Below are 13555 nucleotides of genomic sequence, written 5' to 3' on the forward strand. Positions count from 1 at the left end.
CCGTACGATTCCTGACGTGACTGCCGGGTCGGCTTCGAGCCAAGTACGAGTAGGGTTCCCGGCCGCGTTCTGAGCGCGGCGAGGGCCGATCGCGGCCCGCCTGTTCCACCTGATCGGCGTGTGAGTTCTGCCGCGCCTTCTTCCACTCCACAACTGCGGTCTGCGCTGCGCCGTACCCCCTCCCGCGCTCACTCGCGGGCCACTTCGTCATGCCCATTTCCCGAAAGGTCTTGAATGCCGAACGCTTTCACCGAACAGATCATCCAGGAGTTCCGCGCCAACCAAGGCCAGGTCGGAGGCCCGTTCGACGGTGCCCGGCTGCTCCTGCTCACCACCACCGGCGCCCGGACCGGCCGCCGGCACACGGCAGTGCTGGGGTACTACCCCGACACCGCCGATCGCGTGCTCGTCGTCGGCTCGGCCGGTGGCGGCCCCAAGCACCCCGACTGGTACCACAACCTGCGCGCCAACCCACGCGTCACGATCGAGACCGGCGCTTTCACGTACGACGCCGAAGCGACTGTCCTGCAAGGCGCCGAACGGGACGAGACCTTCGCCCGCCTGGTCGAGGCCGACGCAGGCTGGGGTGAGTACCAGCGCCAGACCACTCGGTCGATCCCGGTCGTCGCCCTCACCCAGGTCGAGGCCGGTCCGCCGAACGTCTCTTCCTTCGGCGAGTACCTGCAGCTCATCCACGGCGCCTTCCGCCGCGAACTCGCCTTGATCCGCAAGGAGATCGCAGCGTCGGGCGCCAACGCAGTCGGCCTCGGCGCCCAGCTCCGGATCAACTGCCTCACGCTCTGCCAGGGCCTGCACAATCACCACACCGGCGAGAATCTGGGCATGTTCCCCGCCCTGCTCGACCGCTATCCCGAACTCTCGAAGGAGATCGGCGCCCTGCAGGCCGACCACGACAAGATTGCCCTGCTGCTCGACGAGCTGCAGGAACTGATCGGCACCGGCCGCCCGGTCGACGTACTGCCCGAGGTCGATCGCCTGATCGCGGAGCTCACCACCCACCTCGACACCGAGGAGGCGATCCTCATCCCCCTGCTCTGATCGCCACCGCGCCTTCGCGCACCTGCAGGCCCTGGATCGGGGCCCGGCTGGTCACCACGACCATCGGGCCTCGACCCGGCAGCAACGGCCGCACCTGCTCGGCGTCGCGCGCGTTGTCGAGCAGCACGAGCATCCGCCGCCCGGCGGTCACCGTCCGGAAGAGTGCGGACTGCTCCTCGAGCCGTTCAGGGATCTCGGTCACGCCGACCGCGCGCAGCAGGTCGGAGCACCCTGCGGCAGACCCCTGCAAATCAAGGCGAATCTCCCCGTCGGGGAAGCTCTGCTCCCGAGCCCACTGCCGTACCAGCGCGGTCTTACCTTCGCCGTACACGACAGCCAGACCACTACCTCGCCGTACGGCGCTCAAGCCGTCATCACCCACCGGGAGCTCGCTCAGCCTCCGGTAGGCCTCCCGCAACTCCTCCGACGGGTCCGCCCCGAGCTCCTCGGCCAGATGCGCTCGCACTGCCTCGTAGGCGTTCAGTGCCTCGTCCCGCCGGCCCAGCTGCTCCAGTACGACGATCAGCCGCGCCCACAACGACTCCCGCAACGGGTGGCGCCCAGCCAGCTCCTGCAGCTCGTCAGGCAGCGGGTCGGCCCGCCGCTCCACAGCCCCCAGGTAGCGCTCGGTCAACGTCGGGACGAACGTGCGGCGCAGGACCTCAGACCCGCAGTCCACCAACGGTTCTCCGCGCCAAAGCGCCAGCGCGGCGTCGACCGCGTCCTGGGCGCACAGCTCCTCGAACCGGCGTACGTCCACCTCAGCGACCAGCTGATACCCGGCAGGCCCGGACTGCACCTGCTCCACTCCCAGCGCCCGCCGCAACCGCAGCACGGCGTTCTGCAGCGCAGCACGCGGATTGCTCGGCCGCCTGTCCCACAGCTGACCGGTCAGATCGGTTGCGTCGACCCAGCCGGTCCGCACCGCCAGTGCGGCCAGCAAGGCCCGCTGGCCCGGAGCGGTCACTAGTACAGGCTGTCCGTCGACTGCTACCTGCAGCGGTCCCAGCAACCCGACCTGGACCTGACAACCCACCAGCGACCTCCCCCAGTGATCCCTCCGGCCACGGTAACCGCCGAAAGGATCACTGAGAGTCAGCGCAGGAACAGGTACCGGAAGGCGGCCTGGACGTTGGTGTTGGACGGGACGACCTGCAGGCTCGACGGAGGGTAGTCGAAGCTGGTCAGGTACGTCGAGTAGGTGATCCGCACCGGGCAGTCCGGACCGTCGATCTGCACCCGGGCGTTCGACACGACCCGGCCGGTGCGCAGCTCGTAGACCTTCACCGGGACTGCGACCTTGTGGAAGGTGACGTCGGAGATGTTCTGCGGGTTCCGCTCGCTCCGGTAGGGGCAGGTCCGCAGCGACGTACCGTCCACGGCGTCCTCGGCGCAGACGACGATGACGGCGTTGCTGGCGTCGCTCGCCCGCCACGAGGCCGGGAGCCGCTTGGTGTACTCGTCGTCGCCCTCGAACATCCCCGAGTTGAAGCCGCCGGCGTACGGCCGGGCGCCGCTGAACTTCGCGGGGTTGGAGCAGTACGAGTTGCTCGCCAGCAGATTGCGTACGTTGGTCAGCTCGATCGCCAGCGTCGCCTGCCGGATGCCCGCCTTCGCCTTCGCCACCCGCGAGTCCTTCGGGTACTGCGTCACCAGCTGCTGGTACGACGAACGCGCGGCGTCCCAGCTCTTCTGCCCCATCAGCCGATCCGCGCACCCGACGATCGCCGCCGGGGCCGTCTTCGTCACGGTCGCCTTCGACTGGTCCAGGAGGTTGTTGGTCGCCTTACGCTGCCGCAGCCAGTCGGTCACCCGGACGGTCCGGCACGGGTCCGCCACCGGCAGGTCGTCGAGCCAGCCCTTCAGCGTCAGGTCGACGCCCTTGTCGTGGCCGGGCTCGGCCAGCACCGAGCCGAGGGTGCCAAACCCGTCTTCGAGCGCGGTGTAGTCACCGGTCAACCCGGTGGCGAGCACGGCCTTCGCGTCGTCCAGGCGACCGCACAGCTGGACCTCCGCGTCGCCCTTCTCGGTACCCGGCGCGTCGACGAGCCGGTGCCCGAACCACAGCTCCTCCTGGGCGTCGGTCAGCTTGGCGCAGTCGCCCGCCTCGCGCGCGTCGGAGACCTCGCCCGCGATCCGGCCGGCGTCGTACCGGACGAATCCGATCGTCAGCAGGATCGGGATCGTGATGCCGAGCGCGACCAGCCGTTTGGTCAGATCTGATTCCTTCTGAGGCGCCCGCAAGGCCAGGAACAGCCCGTGCGCGATGACCAGCACCCACCAGCCGACCAGCGCGATCTCGCACCACGTCTGCTTCAGCACCAGCAGGAAGATCAGCAGGGCGCCGACGACCATCAGGTTGAGGATCGCGAGGCCCCAGCGCTTCATCATCACGTACCCGAGACCGAGCAGCGAAGCGTTCCCCACCGCGACCGCGAGCGGATCCACCTTCGGTGCAGGAGGCGGCTGCTGCGGTGGTGGCGGCTGCCAGGCGTATTGCGGCGTGTAGCTCATCGGTCCCTCTCCCCAGCGCAGGCCTCGTCACTGTCAGTGTGCGACATTCGACGAGGGTTGAACCCCGGGTGTCAGGGACCTGCCACTAGGTCAGTTCGACGGCGTACGCGCGAACCAGTTGATGGAACTCGAAACGCTTGCCGCGGGTGCGGCAGAGCAGATGCTGGTCGGCCAGATTGTCGAGGACCGCGCGGGCGTCGTACGGCGTGGTGCCGAGCAGCCAGGCCGCCGTCGACGTGCTGAACTCCGAGCCGAGATGCAGCCCGAGCAGGCGGAACGCGCGGGCGGCGTACGGGTCGAGCGCCTGGTACGACCGGGCGAACACGGCCCGCAGGTCACCGCTCTCGTCGCCGATCGCGAGCGCCGTCAGGCGTCGCTCGCGCAGTTCGCTGGTCATCGCCTCGACGTCGCCGTCGGAGCGGACCGCCGCGATCGACAGCGCCAAGGGGATGTAGCCGCAGAGCTCCGCGAGCTCTTGGAGTACGGCGTTGTCCTGCTCGCCGGTCTTCGCGCGCAGGAGTTCGATGGACTCCTCGGCGGTCAGCTCGTCGAGCGCGATCCGCGGTGCGCCTTCCCGTACGGCGAGCCCGTGCAGCTCGTTGCGGCTGGTCACCAGCGCGAGCGACCCGGGCCCTGGGATCAGCGGGCGGACGTGGTCGGCGTCGAGCGCGTTGTCGAGCACCAGGAGGCAGCGGCGGCCGGCCAGCGTCGTACGGAGTAGTGAGCTGCGCGCCTCTACGTCGTACGGGATCTGGTGCTCAGGTACGCCTAGTCCGATCAGGAAGCTCCGCAGTGCGTTCTTGGCGTCGACCAGCTCGCCGGGGCCATAGCCCTGCAGGTCGATGAACAGCTGGCCGTCGGGGAACAGCTCCTTGTGCTGCTGCGCCCACTGCAAGGCCAGCGCCGTCTTGCCGATCCCGCCGAACCCGTGCAGCACAACCGTCGTCGACTCCACCGCCTCGTCGAGTGCCTTCAGCTGCTGAGCCCTGCCGACGAACGCTCCCCGTGCGGCCGGAAGCTGCTGCGGTACGACGTGCTTGGCGGACTGCTCCTCGCAGTCCAGCAGCTCGGCGTACTGGCGTCTCAGCTCCGGACCGGGATCAGCACCGAGCTCGTCGGCCAGCAGGACCCGCACCGCCTCGTAGCAAGCCAGCGCCTCGGCCGGACGCCCGCACTGCCTGAGTGCCGTGAGCAGCCGGGACCAGAAGGCCTCCCGCAATGGGAACCTGCCTGTCAGCTCCCGCAGCTCGGCCACGACCGCGCCATGTCGCCCTGCCGCCAGCTCCAGGTCGACCCGACGCTCCCGGGCACTCAGGTAGAGCTCGACCATCCGCTCCGACTCGACGTCGTTCAGCCACTTCGAAGCGACCCCCTCGAAGGGCCTACCCCGCCACAGCGCGAGAGCCTCGGTCAGCAGCCGCCGCTGCTCTGTCGGAGCCGTTGAGGCCTGCGCCTCACTCAGGAGCCGACCGAACCGTACGGCGTCCACGCGCTCCGGCGGGACGTCGAGTCGGTAGCCATCACCCTCGGTCCGGATCAGCGAGCCGCCCAACAGCCGCCGCAACCGCATGATCTGTGTCTGCGTGCTGTTCCGGACGTTGGCGGGAAGCTCCTCGCCCCACACCGCCTGCGCGAGCCGGTCCACCGACACCGTCCGCCCGACCTCACTGGCCAGCATCGCCAACGCCGCCCGGAGCCGCCCCGACCCGACCTCGATCTCCTGCCCCGCCACTGCCACCCGCAACGGCCCGAGCACGCCGATCTCCGCCTCCATGCCCCACCCTCCCCGAGTTCCCGCTCAGAGTAGGAGCGCCCGATTCTCTCAAGCAAACATTTGCATCAGCCTCGAAGCTTCGTGCTTGCAGTGCCCTTTCGGGCAAGCGGTGCGCGTCACCTGTCGGCTCATCCTCACCCCGCTGACCGCCCGACCCAGGTCGCGATACACACTTCGTTGCCCTCGGCATCGGCCAGCACCCACCACTTCGGCGCGTGCTCGTCCGACACCAGCCGCCCACCCGCGGCCAACGCCGCCGCAACCCGAGCCTCCGCCAGGTCATGCGGCACGGCCACATCAAGATGCATCCGACTCCGCCCACCCCGAGCCACGTCCATCTGCTGCAGCCCGAACCCCGGCCCCCGCCGTACCGGATCGAACAGGTAGTCCTCCCCAAGCTGCCCGTACCCCAGCACCACCCGCCAGAACGGCAACACCGCTTCCCCGACGAGCGCATCCAGCGTCACGTTGACAACCTGCACCGCACTCGGATCAGCCACGATCCCCAACCCAGCAGCCACCCCCGAAATCCGCCGAGCCACCTCCACATCCCGCCGCCCCAACGAAACAGTCACCCCGTCGACCCGCAGATCAACCCGCAAAACTTCCTCCGCCGCCCCCACCACCCCACCGATCCCCTCGACGAGCGCCACACCTTCGGCCAGCGACCCAGTCCTGAAATGCGCCGACACCAAGTGATAAACCGACCGCCAGTCCCCAACCCCACCCGCCGCATGAAACTCCCCAGCCGTCACCATGCCGGCGAACCTAACACCGCCGTCGCGCTGCGGGGGCTCCACAAGCTGCGGCACTGGTTTACGAAAGGAGACCGCAGCTATCGCCCACCCTCACCAGCCACCGAAAGGCCCACGCGACTCCAAGTCTCCTGAACGCCGCCCCGGTCGTCCGCCCTCCAAGGCGTACTCGCCGGGCCGGCCTCGCAGCTCGGCGTTGACGCGGGTGTAGTCGGGCTCGATCTCGCTGACCCTTTGGCGCCTAGCATGCGATCACCAATTGACGGCTTTGCGTAGGGGAGTACAGCCATGAGGAAGTCCATTGCCCGCGTTGCGATCTCGATCGTTGGCGCGCTCGCTGTAGTGGTCGGCACGCCGGTGGTGGCGTCCGCGAACGACATGTCGTGGGGGCCGGTGCACTACAACGGGCGGGACGGGGGCAAGGCGAGTTTCAGCGACGCCGCGAACCGCGTGTACGTCACCGACAGGTTCGATGACGACTACGTCGCTGTTCTCGATGTCTGGCGGGAGGGAAATCCCGGCGGGGACCACATCATCTGCAACGACTGGACCAACGAGGACGGGGCCTCGAGCTGCGCGTTGATCTGGGCGGAGGACGTCGCGCTGAAGGGCAAGCTCTGCTTCCACGCAGGGTCCGACTGGAGGCACTGCACGCCGGTCAAGTCCTTCCACAGCTGAACTCGCCCCTCGCTGCCGTTGCCGAGAAGGTTCGGTGCCGGCTGCTCACCATCGGTCATCGGGCCGCGCCCCTGAACCCCGCACGATCGCTGCACTGCACTGCACCACCAGCAAGCCCGACTGTCCGGACGCAGCGAGTGCCGGCCCCGCACCGAGACGCGATTGCCGACTACCTCGACACGATCCCCAGCAGCAACCGAACACCAAGAGCAGGCCCGCGGCACGATCCGACCAGCACCTCGCCTGCGTCCGAGACGGAATGACTGTGGGGCGGTTCCCCGATCGGGAACCGCCCCACAGCTTGTTCGTTCTCTGCGAGTGGCCGGATGGTGCACTGACCAGCGGAAACACCGATCAATCGGTCACTCGGAGAGTGGCGGAGGATACGAGATTCGAACTCGTGAGGGGTTGCCCCCAACACGCTTTCCAACTCAGCCCATCGGCGTCCGGGAAAGGTCGGGCGCTACTTCTACGGTCAGCGGGCACGATCGTGAACCGGTGACGAACGGGCCTGAACGCCGGTGAATGAGACCAGAATTGAGACCGTTGGTAGACGGGGTGCGCGCGGTTCTCAGGGCTTCACACGCACACCCCGCCGGTCTGTGTAGGTCAGTTCTCGTCCAGCCACTCCGCGCCGTTGGCAGTGCGGTGGTAGCCCTTGTGTTCTCCGAGGATGCACGGCATGCCGGTGTTCGGGTGGAGGCCGTCGCAGACGTCGGTCCCTGCCCATTCAACTCCGTTCACTTCGCGCCCCGTACGTGTGCCGTTCATGGATCCAGCTTGCCGACCACCAAGCGTGAGATCACCAGTTCCCGCGTATCCCTCGCTCTCAGGATGCAGGGAGACAAACCGATAGGAGACACTGGACCGGTGACCTTCGGAGACCGGCTGAGGGAGTACCGGCAACACCGAGGTTGGTCCTTGGCCGACCTCAGCAAAGCCACGCACTACCACCGCTCCTACCTGTCGAACCTTGAGAACGGCCGCAAGCTCCCCAACGAGGATCTGGCCCGCGTTTGTGACGAAGTACTACGCGCCAAGGGCGAGCTGCTGGCAGCGGCCAGAGATGACACGGTCTCCAAGCTCGACCAGACTCCATGGCAAACGGCCGAGCTCGTCCAACGGATGCAAGCCAGCGACACCACGGCAGGCACCCTTGAGAGCCTGCACTCAACCGTCGAAGAGCTGTGCTGCCAGTACAACCACCGCGACGCCCTTGAGCTGCGGCAGGAAGCGCATAGCTGGCTACAGCACGTCACAGGCCTCCTGCGTCGTCCGGTCGGCCTGAAAGCCCACGCAGACCTCCTAGTGGCCGGTGGATGGCTTGCCTTACTGGCTGGGTGTGTCGAGTACGACCTAGGAATGCGAACAGCAGCAGAGTCCACCAGGACCGCAGCGATGCAGCTAGGTCTAGAGGCCGGCCACCCAGAGATCACCGGTTGGGGCCACGAGATGACTGCCTGGTTCGCTCTGACACAAGGCCGCTTCCGCCAGGCTGTCGACGCATCCCAGCGTGGGCAAGCCATCGCGAAGACCAGCAGCGTGCATGTCCAACTCATCGCTCAGGAGGCCAAGGCCAAAGCGCGGCTCGGTGAGTCTGGGCTGCACACTGTGCTTGAGCGGGGTCGAGACGTCCTCGACCGCTTGCCCTACCCGGACCGGCCGGACAACCATTTCAAAATCGATCCCGCCAAGTGGGACTACTACGCGATGGACGTTCACCGAATCGCCCGAGACGACGACCTGGCCACCAAGTACGCCAGCGCCGTCATCAGCGACAACATCACTCCAGACGGCCACGAACTAAGCCCAATGCGAGTCTCTGAGTGCCGCATCACCCTCGGCATGGTTGCAGGCCGCGAAGGCGACCTTGAGCAGGCCGTAGGCCTAGGCCTCACCGGCCTCAAGGACGGCCGCCAAAGCAAGGTCCACTTACAGATGATCGCCGGAGAACTTGACCAGGAACTCCGCCAACGCTTCCCCAGCGAGGGCCTCGTTACTGAGTTCGAAGAAGCCTTGCGCGGGCTCTGAGACACCCGAGTTTTGGTGGGCGTTGTAGCGCTGGAGGTTGCCGTCGGTGAGCGTCTTCAGGGGCAACGAGGAGAGCCGAGTCGATCGGAGTGAGCGACGCTCGGCGGACCAGTTACGCTCTGGCCGCCACTCCACCTGAGACACGAAATACACGGCGTCAGCCATCGCCGCCGCATAGACTGGACTTCTGGGCGCGGACGAGCTATAGCGGGTTGGCCGCGTGTCGATGACACTCAGAGGTGATCAACCATGAGTATGAGGACTGAAGGGATGGTGATGCGTTGTCGAGTTCCACATGGGTCCCAAGGTCCCTGATGGCTGAGCATCGGCCGTTCTCCAGCGGGACCCACTACGCCAAGGCTCCGATCGTGGAGGCGATCCTCGAATTTCAGGTCGAGTCACCTCTGTCGGATCTCGATGAACTCCTCCCCTTGGCAGACCGGCTAGAGGGATGGAGCGATGCGACTCACGACTACCTACTAGCTAGTGAGGTCGCGCTCTCGCCTGCCGGTGCGGAGGTGGCATCACCACAGCACGTCGCGCACATCTTTTCCCGCGCGGATCAAGCGAGAACGCTGCATGCCGCCCTTGATCGGTGTGCCTACTCATGGGGCGCAAATTACGAGACTTGGGAAGAGCTTGCCAGCGAAGCTGTGGCGGCCTGGGAGGTCTATCGAGACCTCGCGAAGCCAACCCACCTTCGGAGGATTGGTACCCGCTTCGTCAATGTTATAGATATTCCGTCAACTGTGGTCGAGATAAAAGATTATCTCAGAACGTCAGTAGATATATCGCCGTACTTACCGCAGGCGCTTGAGGGGTTCTTCATGCAGGTTGAAGTGCCGCTCGACTATGAACACCAAATGGGGGTAAAGATATCGTCCACCATTGCGCTCGCTCCTCCTGGAAGTACGCGCATAGTCTTGGATCTGGATACCTATAAGCGCTGCAATCTGGATCTTCAGGGCGCTGACCTGACCGACAGGTTATGGTCAGAGTTGTCGACCTTGAGGGAAGCGAAAGACTACGTATTTGAGGCATGTATCACAGATGCAACAAGGGGGCTGATCAGATAAATTGCCGACCGCAAATACGAATCAAGAGAGTACGGTGAACCGCGCGAGCACGCGCAGTGCGCTAACGTCGGCGCCGGTGCAGGATGCTCAGCAGCGGCTTGCGTTCACGTCGCAGTTCTGGCGAGACCAGCAGGAGGTGTCGATGGCGATGCGCTCGCTGCCTTCAACTATGTTCAGGACGGTGACTCTCGACGGGGCCGGCGCGGACTCCTTGAAGGTGAAGAAATTCGTCGAACTCGTCGACAATGATGAGTGGTGACTGAAGCCGACGAGGACTGGTCCGTCGTCGATTGTGACCGATGGCTTAGTCCAGGGGATCTTTTTACGAGCGTTCCAGTGCCCGTTATCCGGGACGTGACGGGGGCGACCTCGATGGTGATCAGCAGGGGTCCGGCCATGCTGATCACTCACGGATGCTCGCTGGACAAATGCACGCGGTCTGGGGTGGCGAAGCTCGAACGCGCTCACTTTCTACCGCTGCAGAGTCTCCACTCCACCACTGGGGACCGGCAACGACTGTTGAAAGACAAGCAGAAAGAGATCGAGCCTGTCGAGGGCCTTTATCTTGGAGAAGTTCCAAGATTCGGGGAAGCATTTGTCGCGATGTCAGACCCATTCTCGGTGCCAGCAGACTATTTTGCCCTAGAGGTCATTCAAGTTGTTGAGCCTTCGGGAAAGCCGGGTTGGCGAATAGTGCCGGGTCAAAACGATACTCGTTTCGGGCGTATCAAACAGGTATGCCTTGATCATTTCCACCGCAAGTGGATCGGCTACTGGACGCGCTTGGCTATTGATGAGAAGCAATCCGATGCGTGACGGTGGGCCCGTCGAGTTGCTTTAGATCTTTCTGGAACAACGCGCCACTCATGCGGCCCGGGATGTTGCATGTGCGAACGTGCTGGAATCCGTGTGAGATGTAGTAGCTGTGCAACATGGTATTGGTGCTCCAGCAGTTCAACCGGATCCAGTGCTTGCCATCTTGGCGCGCCTGTCCGGTTACCGCTTCAAGCAGGGCTGAGCCATAGCCGTTGCCGTGTTCTGTGACGAAGAATCGGCTTATGTAGGTCTGTGGCTCGGCTAACTCTTCAGGGCTCCAGAAGTCGACTTCTGGGTCGATAATCGCCATCATGGCGACCAGTTGGCCGTCGATCTTCCAGCCGACGAAGGGGAAGCGGTCGAAGTCGTGGTCGATGTTGGCGTGGACCTGGGCCATGTCGAGGCCGCCCCGGTATTGGTCGGTGCCCTTCGTTGCGAGCCATTCGCCTGCGTCGTCGCGGACCTGGTGGACGAGCTGCCGGTGCGATTCGTCAAGGGTGATGAGCATCAGTCGTCCGAGTTGAGGTCGTAGGAGACTTCTACGCGGTCGGCGGCCATGCGGGAGACCATGTAGCGAACCGGTCGGCCCTCGGCGTCGTAGCCGACGCGGCTATGGACGAGTAGCGGGGTGCCCGGCGCCATCATGAGGCGCTGCGACTCGTCTGCGCTGGGCATGCGGGCCGTGAGGAGGTCGTGCCAGCGGGTCTGCTTGTGGCCACTTGCGGCGAGTAGACCGCCTTTGACTGCGAGGTCTTTGGGATTCCAGAACAGATCACTCCCGTCCGTTACGAACGGCGGGAAGTAGGAGTCGCTGAGCTGGTGAGGTTCGTCGTTGACCCAGCGGAGGCGATTTCGTGCCTGGATCGCTGTACCTACAGGGATCTTGAGCGCTTCGGCGACATCGGCCGGCGCCTCGATGCTGAGGATTTGCATGTCGTTCCTGGGGATCCCACCTTGAGCCCTGATCGTGTTCGACCAGGCGTCGCCATCGTTGTTGTGGGCCTTCTCCCACTCGGCCATTTTCCATTCCCAGCGGTGAATCTTGCGGACTTGCCGGGTCCTGCCCTGGCTGCTGGTAATCAGTCCTTCGGCCTCTAGAAGGGCCAGTGCAGCACGCACCGTGTTCCGGCTCGCGCCGTAGCGCTCCACCAGCTCGGCCTCACTGGGCAGGGGGGAGCCTGGCTCCCCGAGCGAGTCGCGGATCAGCCGCGCAACCCGCTCTTGCAACGTCTCTGGCATCTCAATTCCTCTCGTCTACTTGACAAGCTTAGCCAGCTTGTTCCAACATGTCACTCAGGCAACTTGTTCCCACAAGCTGTACAAGTAGACCAAGACCGATAGGACCCGAAAGACGACGCCCCGGCGGTGGCACCCGCCGAGGCGTCTGGGGTCGCTCTCATCCGTTTCTGCAGAGGAGCACGCAACCCATGAGCATCATCTCCCTTCCGGCCTCCCGCAGCGAAGACCCAAGTGCAGCAGACCTGGCCGAGATCGAGCAGGAGTGGCCGCTGATCGCGGCCGAGCTGGATTTGCTGGATGCCGAGATCGCCTATATCACCGCTGGCCCTGCCGCATCGGTTCTGGACCGGCGCCGGGTACGCCGCGCCGAACGCCGCGTTTTGGCCGTGAGCCGCGAACTGGCCACCGACGAGGTCATTGTGGACGGTGCCGCATGAGCGCCGCTGCCATGGCCCGCGCCGCTGACGCTGCCTACGAGGCGATTCGGACTTTGAACCACGAAACGCTCGCCCGATCGGTGGCCGCCCCGGAGGCGTACGACGTACTCGGCAACCTGCAACAGGTCGGATTCGCCTTGGACCAGTTGACGCGCCAGCTCGGCGCCGGACTGGTCCGGTCACTGACCACGCACGACGTGTACGACGACAAGGGCGACCCTGCCAAGAGCGTCGCGCTCGCGGTCGACTCGCTGCTGTTGGCGGGGCAGCACGCCCGCCGAGTTGGGGAATGCCTGACGAACGCGCAAGCCGTGATCGCGGGCCAGGGCAACACCGGCGTCAAGGAGGCTCGGTCATGAGCATGCCGCTTCGTAGCAGCTACCCGGTTCCTGTTGAGGACCTGATCCCGACCGCCCGCAAGCTGGCTGCGGACCTGGGCACGGTCCCTTCTCGGAACCGGATCATGAAGGAATTCCGGATCGGTGCGGACAAGGCCCGTGCGATCCGCGACGCGCTCACCGAGCCGACCCCGGACCCAACGCCGGAACCGGCTGCGCCGCATCTGAAGGCGGTTGAGAACCGGACGGACCTGGAACCGACCGCGAGTGACGATGAGATGCCCTCCGCGCCGAGGGAGGGGGCATCTCCGCAGGTCACGCCTCCTACAGACCTGGGCACGGTTGCCGAAACCACCCAACCCGAGGAGGTTCCCGCGGCTGCCGCTCGGGATGCCAACCCGATCCGTTCGTGGCCGGTGCTGTTGCTGGCGCTGCCCGCGTTCGTCGCGGTCTGGTCCGGCTGGGTCGGGCTCGGTGAGCTGACCGGGTTCGGTGTGGTCCACCCGCTGCCGGGGATCGCGGACAGCTTCACCATCAACTCGGCCATCACGCTACCGATCGGTGTCGAGACGTACGCCGCGTTCGCGCTGCGGGTGTGGCTGTCCGGTCAGGTCCCTGTACCGGCCCGTCGGTTTGCGAAGTGGTCTGCACTGTCCGCGCTCGTGCTCGGCGCGCTCGGCCAAGTCGCCTACCACCTCCTAGACGCCGCTGGGGTCACCCAGGCGCCCTGGTGGATCACCACCGTCGTTGCCTGCCTTCCGGTCGCCGTACTCGGCATGGGCGCCGCCCTCGCCCACCTGATCCACCTTCAGCCCACCGAAAACGGGGAGAAGTGACC

General features: G+C 65.5%; 16 protein-coding genes. 9 read left to right on the top strand and 7 right to left on the bottom strand.

The annotated features are described in order from the left end of the window. Nucleotides 1-234 precede the first annotated feature (234 nt). Nucleotides 235-1059 carry a nitroreductase/quinone reductase family protein gene (locus HDA39_RS31925; protein ID WP_184801525.1) on the top strand — a complete coding sequence of 275 codons (825 nt, stop codon included), beginning with the start codon at nt 235-237 and terminating at the stop codon, nt 1057-1059. Here the strand turns inward: HDA39_RS31925 and HDA39_RS31930 are convergent. The 4 genes from HDA39_RS31930 to HDA39_RS31945 all read right to left on the bottom strand — a co-directional run bounded on the left by HDA39_RS31930 (nt 1043) and on the right by HDA39_RS31945 (nt 6159). Next, nucleotides 1043-2026, bottom strand: a complete 984-nt coding sequence (locus tag HDA39_RS31930; protein WP_184801527.1) for a BTAD domain-containing putative transcriptional regulator — start codon at nt 2024-2026, stop codon at nt 1043-1045. The genes HDA39_RS31925 and HDA39_RS31930 overlap by 17 nt on opposite strands. Nucleotides 2027-2154: 128 nt before the next feature. Then, nucleotides 2155-3573: a tetratricopeptide repeat protein gene (locus tag HDA39_RS31935; RefSeq protein ID WP_184801529.1), complete on the bottom strand. Its 1419-nt coding sequence runs from the start codon at nt 3571-3573 to the stop codon at nt 2155-2157. An 85-nt stretch (nt 3574-3658) separates the two neighbouring features. Then, nucleotides 3659-5347: an AfsR/SARP family transcriptional regulator gene (locus tag HDA39_RS31940; protein WP_184801531.1), complete on the bottom strand. Its 1689-nt coding sequence runs from the start codon at nt 5345-5347 to the stop codon at nt 3659-3661. Nucleotides 5348-5481: 134 nt separating this feature from the next. Next, nucleotides 5482-6159, bottom strand: coding sequence for a VOC family protein (locus tag HDA39_RS31945; protein WP_202893180.1), 678 nt, complete (start codon nt 6157-6159; stop codon nt 5482-5484). Nucleotides 6160-6390: 231 nt separating this feature from the next. On the opposite strand from HDA39_RS31945, the gene HDA39_RS31950 reads away from it, so the two are divergent. Then, nucleotides 6391-6780: a hypothetical protein gene (locus HDA39_RS31950; protein ID WP_184801533.1), complete on the top strand. Its 390-nt coding sequence runs from the start codon at nt 6391-6393 to the stop codon at nt 6778-6780. A gap of 609 nt (nt 6781-7389) precedes the next feature. Here the strand turns inward: HDA39_RS31950 and HDA39_RS31955 are convergent. Continuing rightward, nucleotides 7390-7551 carry a hypothetical protein gene (locus HDA39_RS31955; RefSeq protein WP_184801535.1) on the bottom strand — a complete coding sequence of 54 codons (162 nt, stop codon included), beginning with the start codon at nt 7549-7551 and terminating at the stop codon, nt 7390-7392. A 63-nt stretch (nt 7552-7614) separates the two neighbouring features. Here HDA39_RS31955 and HDA39_RS31960 point away from each other — a divergent pair, with 63 nt between their 5' ends. From HDA39_RS31960 to HDA39_RS31975, 4 genes are all read left to right on the top strand, one after another. Next, nucleotides 7615-8811 carry a helix-turn-helix domain-containing protein gene (locus tag HDA39_RS31960; protein ID WP_202894297.1) on the top strand — a complete coding sequence of 399 codons (1197 nt, stop codon included), beginning with the start codon at nt 7615-7617 and terminating at the stop codon, nt 8809-8811. 314 nt (nt 8812-9125) lie between these two features. Continuing rightward, nucleotides 9126-9887, top strand: coding sequence for a TIGR04255 family protein (locus HDA39_RS31965; RefSeq protein WP_184801539.1), 762 nt, complete (start codon nt 9126-9128; stop codon nt 9885-9887). Between the two features lie 34 nt (nt 9888-9921). Beyond that, entirely contained in the window at nt 9922-10146 is a 225-nt protein-coding gene (locus tag HDA39_RS31970) for a hypothetical protein (protein WP_184801541.1), read from the top strand. Then, on the top strand, nt 10143-10703 hold the full coding sequence (locus HDA39_RS31975) for a hypothetical protein (protein WP_184801543.1): 561 nt from the start codon (nt 10143-10145) through the stop codon (nt 10701-10703). The genes HDA39_RS31970 and HDA39_RS31975 overlap by 4 nt, the downstream gene beginning before the upstream one ends. Here the strand turns inward: HDA39_RS31975 and HDA39_RS31980 are convergent. After that, entirely contained in the window at nt 10675-11211 is a 537-nt protein-coding gene (locus tag HDA39_RS31980) for a GNAT family N-acetyltransferase (protein ID WP_184801545.1), read from the bottom strand. The genes HDA39_RS31975 and HDA39_RS31980 overlap by 29 nt on opposite strands. Beyond that, entirely contained in the window at nt 11211-11942 is a 732-nt protein-coding gene (locus HDA39_RS31985; protein WP_184801547.1) for a GntR family transcriptional regulator, read from the bottom strand. Before HDA39_RS31985 ends, HDA39_RS31980 begins: the two co-directional genes overlap by 1 nt. 188 nt (nt 11943-12130) lie before the next feature. On the opposite strand from HDA39_RS31985, the gene HDA39_RS31990 reads away from it, so the two are divergent. From HDA39_RS31990 to HDA39_RS32000, 3 genes are read left to right on the top strand one after another with little or no spacing between them, the layout of a single operon-like run. Further along, a complete protein-coding gene (locus HDA39_RS31990; protein ID WP_184801549.1) occupies nt 12131-12379 on the top strand; it encodes a DUF6284 family protein in 249 nt (82 codons plus the stop codon). Next, the gene (locus HDA39_RS31995) at nt 12376-12738 is read left to right on the top strand and encodes a hypothetical protein (RefSeq protein ID WP_184801551.1); all 363 of its coding nucleotides are present in this window, start codon (nt 12376-12378) and stop codon (nt 12736-12738) included. Before HDA39_RS31990 ends, HDA39_RS31995 begins: the two co-directional genes overlap by 4 nt. Further along, the gene (locus HDA39_RS32000) at nt 12735-13553 is read left to right on the top strand and encodes an ABC transporter permease (RefSeq protein ID WP_184801553.1); all 819 of its coding nucleotides are present in this window, start codon (nt 12735-12737) and stop codon (nt 13551-13553) included. Before HDA39_RS31995 ends, HDA39_RS32000 begins: the two co-directional genes overlap by 4 nt. Nucleotides 13554-13555: the final 2 nt, after the last annotated feature.

The sequence above is a fragment of the Kribbella italica genome (genome assembly GCF_014205135.1).
GTDB lineage: Bacteria > Actinomycetota > Actinomycetes > Propionibacteriales > Kribbellaceae > Kribbella > Kribbella italica.

Bases quoted from the DNA above. Each gene is read 5' to 3' on its own strand.
- HDA39_RS31925 (WP_184801525.1), top strand. From the start codon at position 235: ATGCCGAACGCTTTCACCGAACAGATCATCCAGGAGTTCCGCGCCAAC.
- HDA39_RS31935 (WP_184801529.1), bottom strand. From the start codon at position 3,573: ATGAGCTACACGCCGCAATACGCCTGGCAGCCGCCACCACCGCAGCAG.
- HDA39_RS31940 (WP_184801531.1), bottom strand. From the start codon at position 5,347: ATGGAGGCGGAGATCGGCGTGCTCGGGCCGTTGCGGGTGGCAGTGGCG.
- HDA39_RS31950 (WP_184801533.1), top strand. From the start codon at position 6,391: ATGAGGAAGTCCATTGCCCGCGTTGCGATCTCGATCGTTGGCGCGCTC.
- HDA39_RS31955 (WP_184801535.1), bottom strand. From the start codon at position 7,551: ATGAACGGCACACGTACGGGGCGCGAAGTGAACGGAGTTGAATGGGCA.
- HDA39_RS31960 (WP_202894297.1), top strand. From the start codon at position 7,615: ATGCAGGGAGACAAACCGATAGGAGACACTGGACCGGTGACCTTCGGA.
- HDA39_RS31965 (WP_184801539.1), top strand. From the start codon at position 9,126: ATGGCTGAGCATCGGCCGTTCTCCAGCGGGACCCACTACGCCAAGGCT.
- HDA39_RS31980 (WP_184801545.1), bottom strand. From the start codon at position 11,211: ATGCTCATCACCCTTGACGAATCGCACCGGCAGCTCGTCCACCAGGTC.
- HDA39_RS31985 (WP_184801547.1), bottom strand. From the start codon at position 11,942: ATGCCAGAGACGTTGCAAGAGCGGGTTGCGCGGCTGATCCGCGACTCG.
- HDA39_RS31990 (WP_184801549.1), top strand. From the start codon at position 12,131: ATGAGCATCATCTCCCTTCCGGCCTCCCGCAGCGAAGACCCAAGTGCA.
- HDA39_RS31995 (WP_184801551.1), top strand. From the start codon at position 12,376: ATGAGCGCCGCTGCCATGGCCCGCGCCGCTGACGCTGCCTACGAGGCG.
- HDA39_RS32000 (WP_184801553.1), top strand. From the start codon at position 12,735: ATGAGCATGCCGCTTCGTAGCAGCTACCCGGTTCCTGTTGAGGACCTG.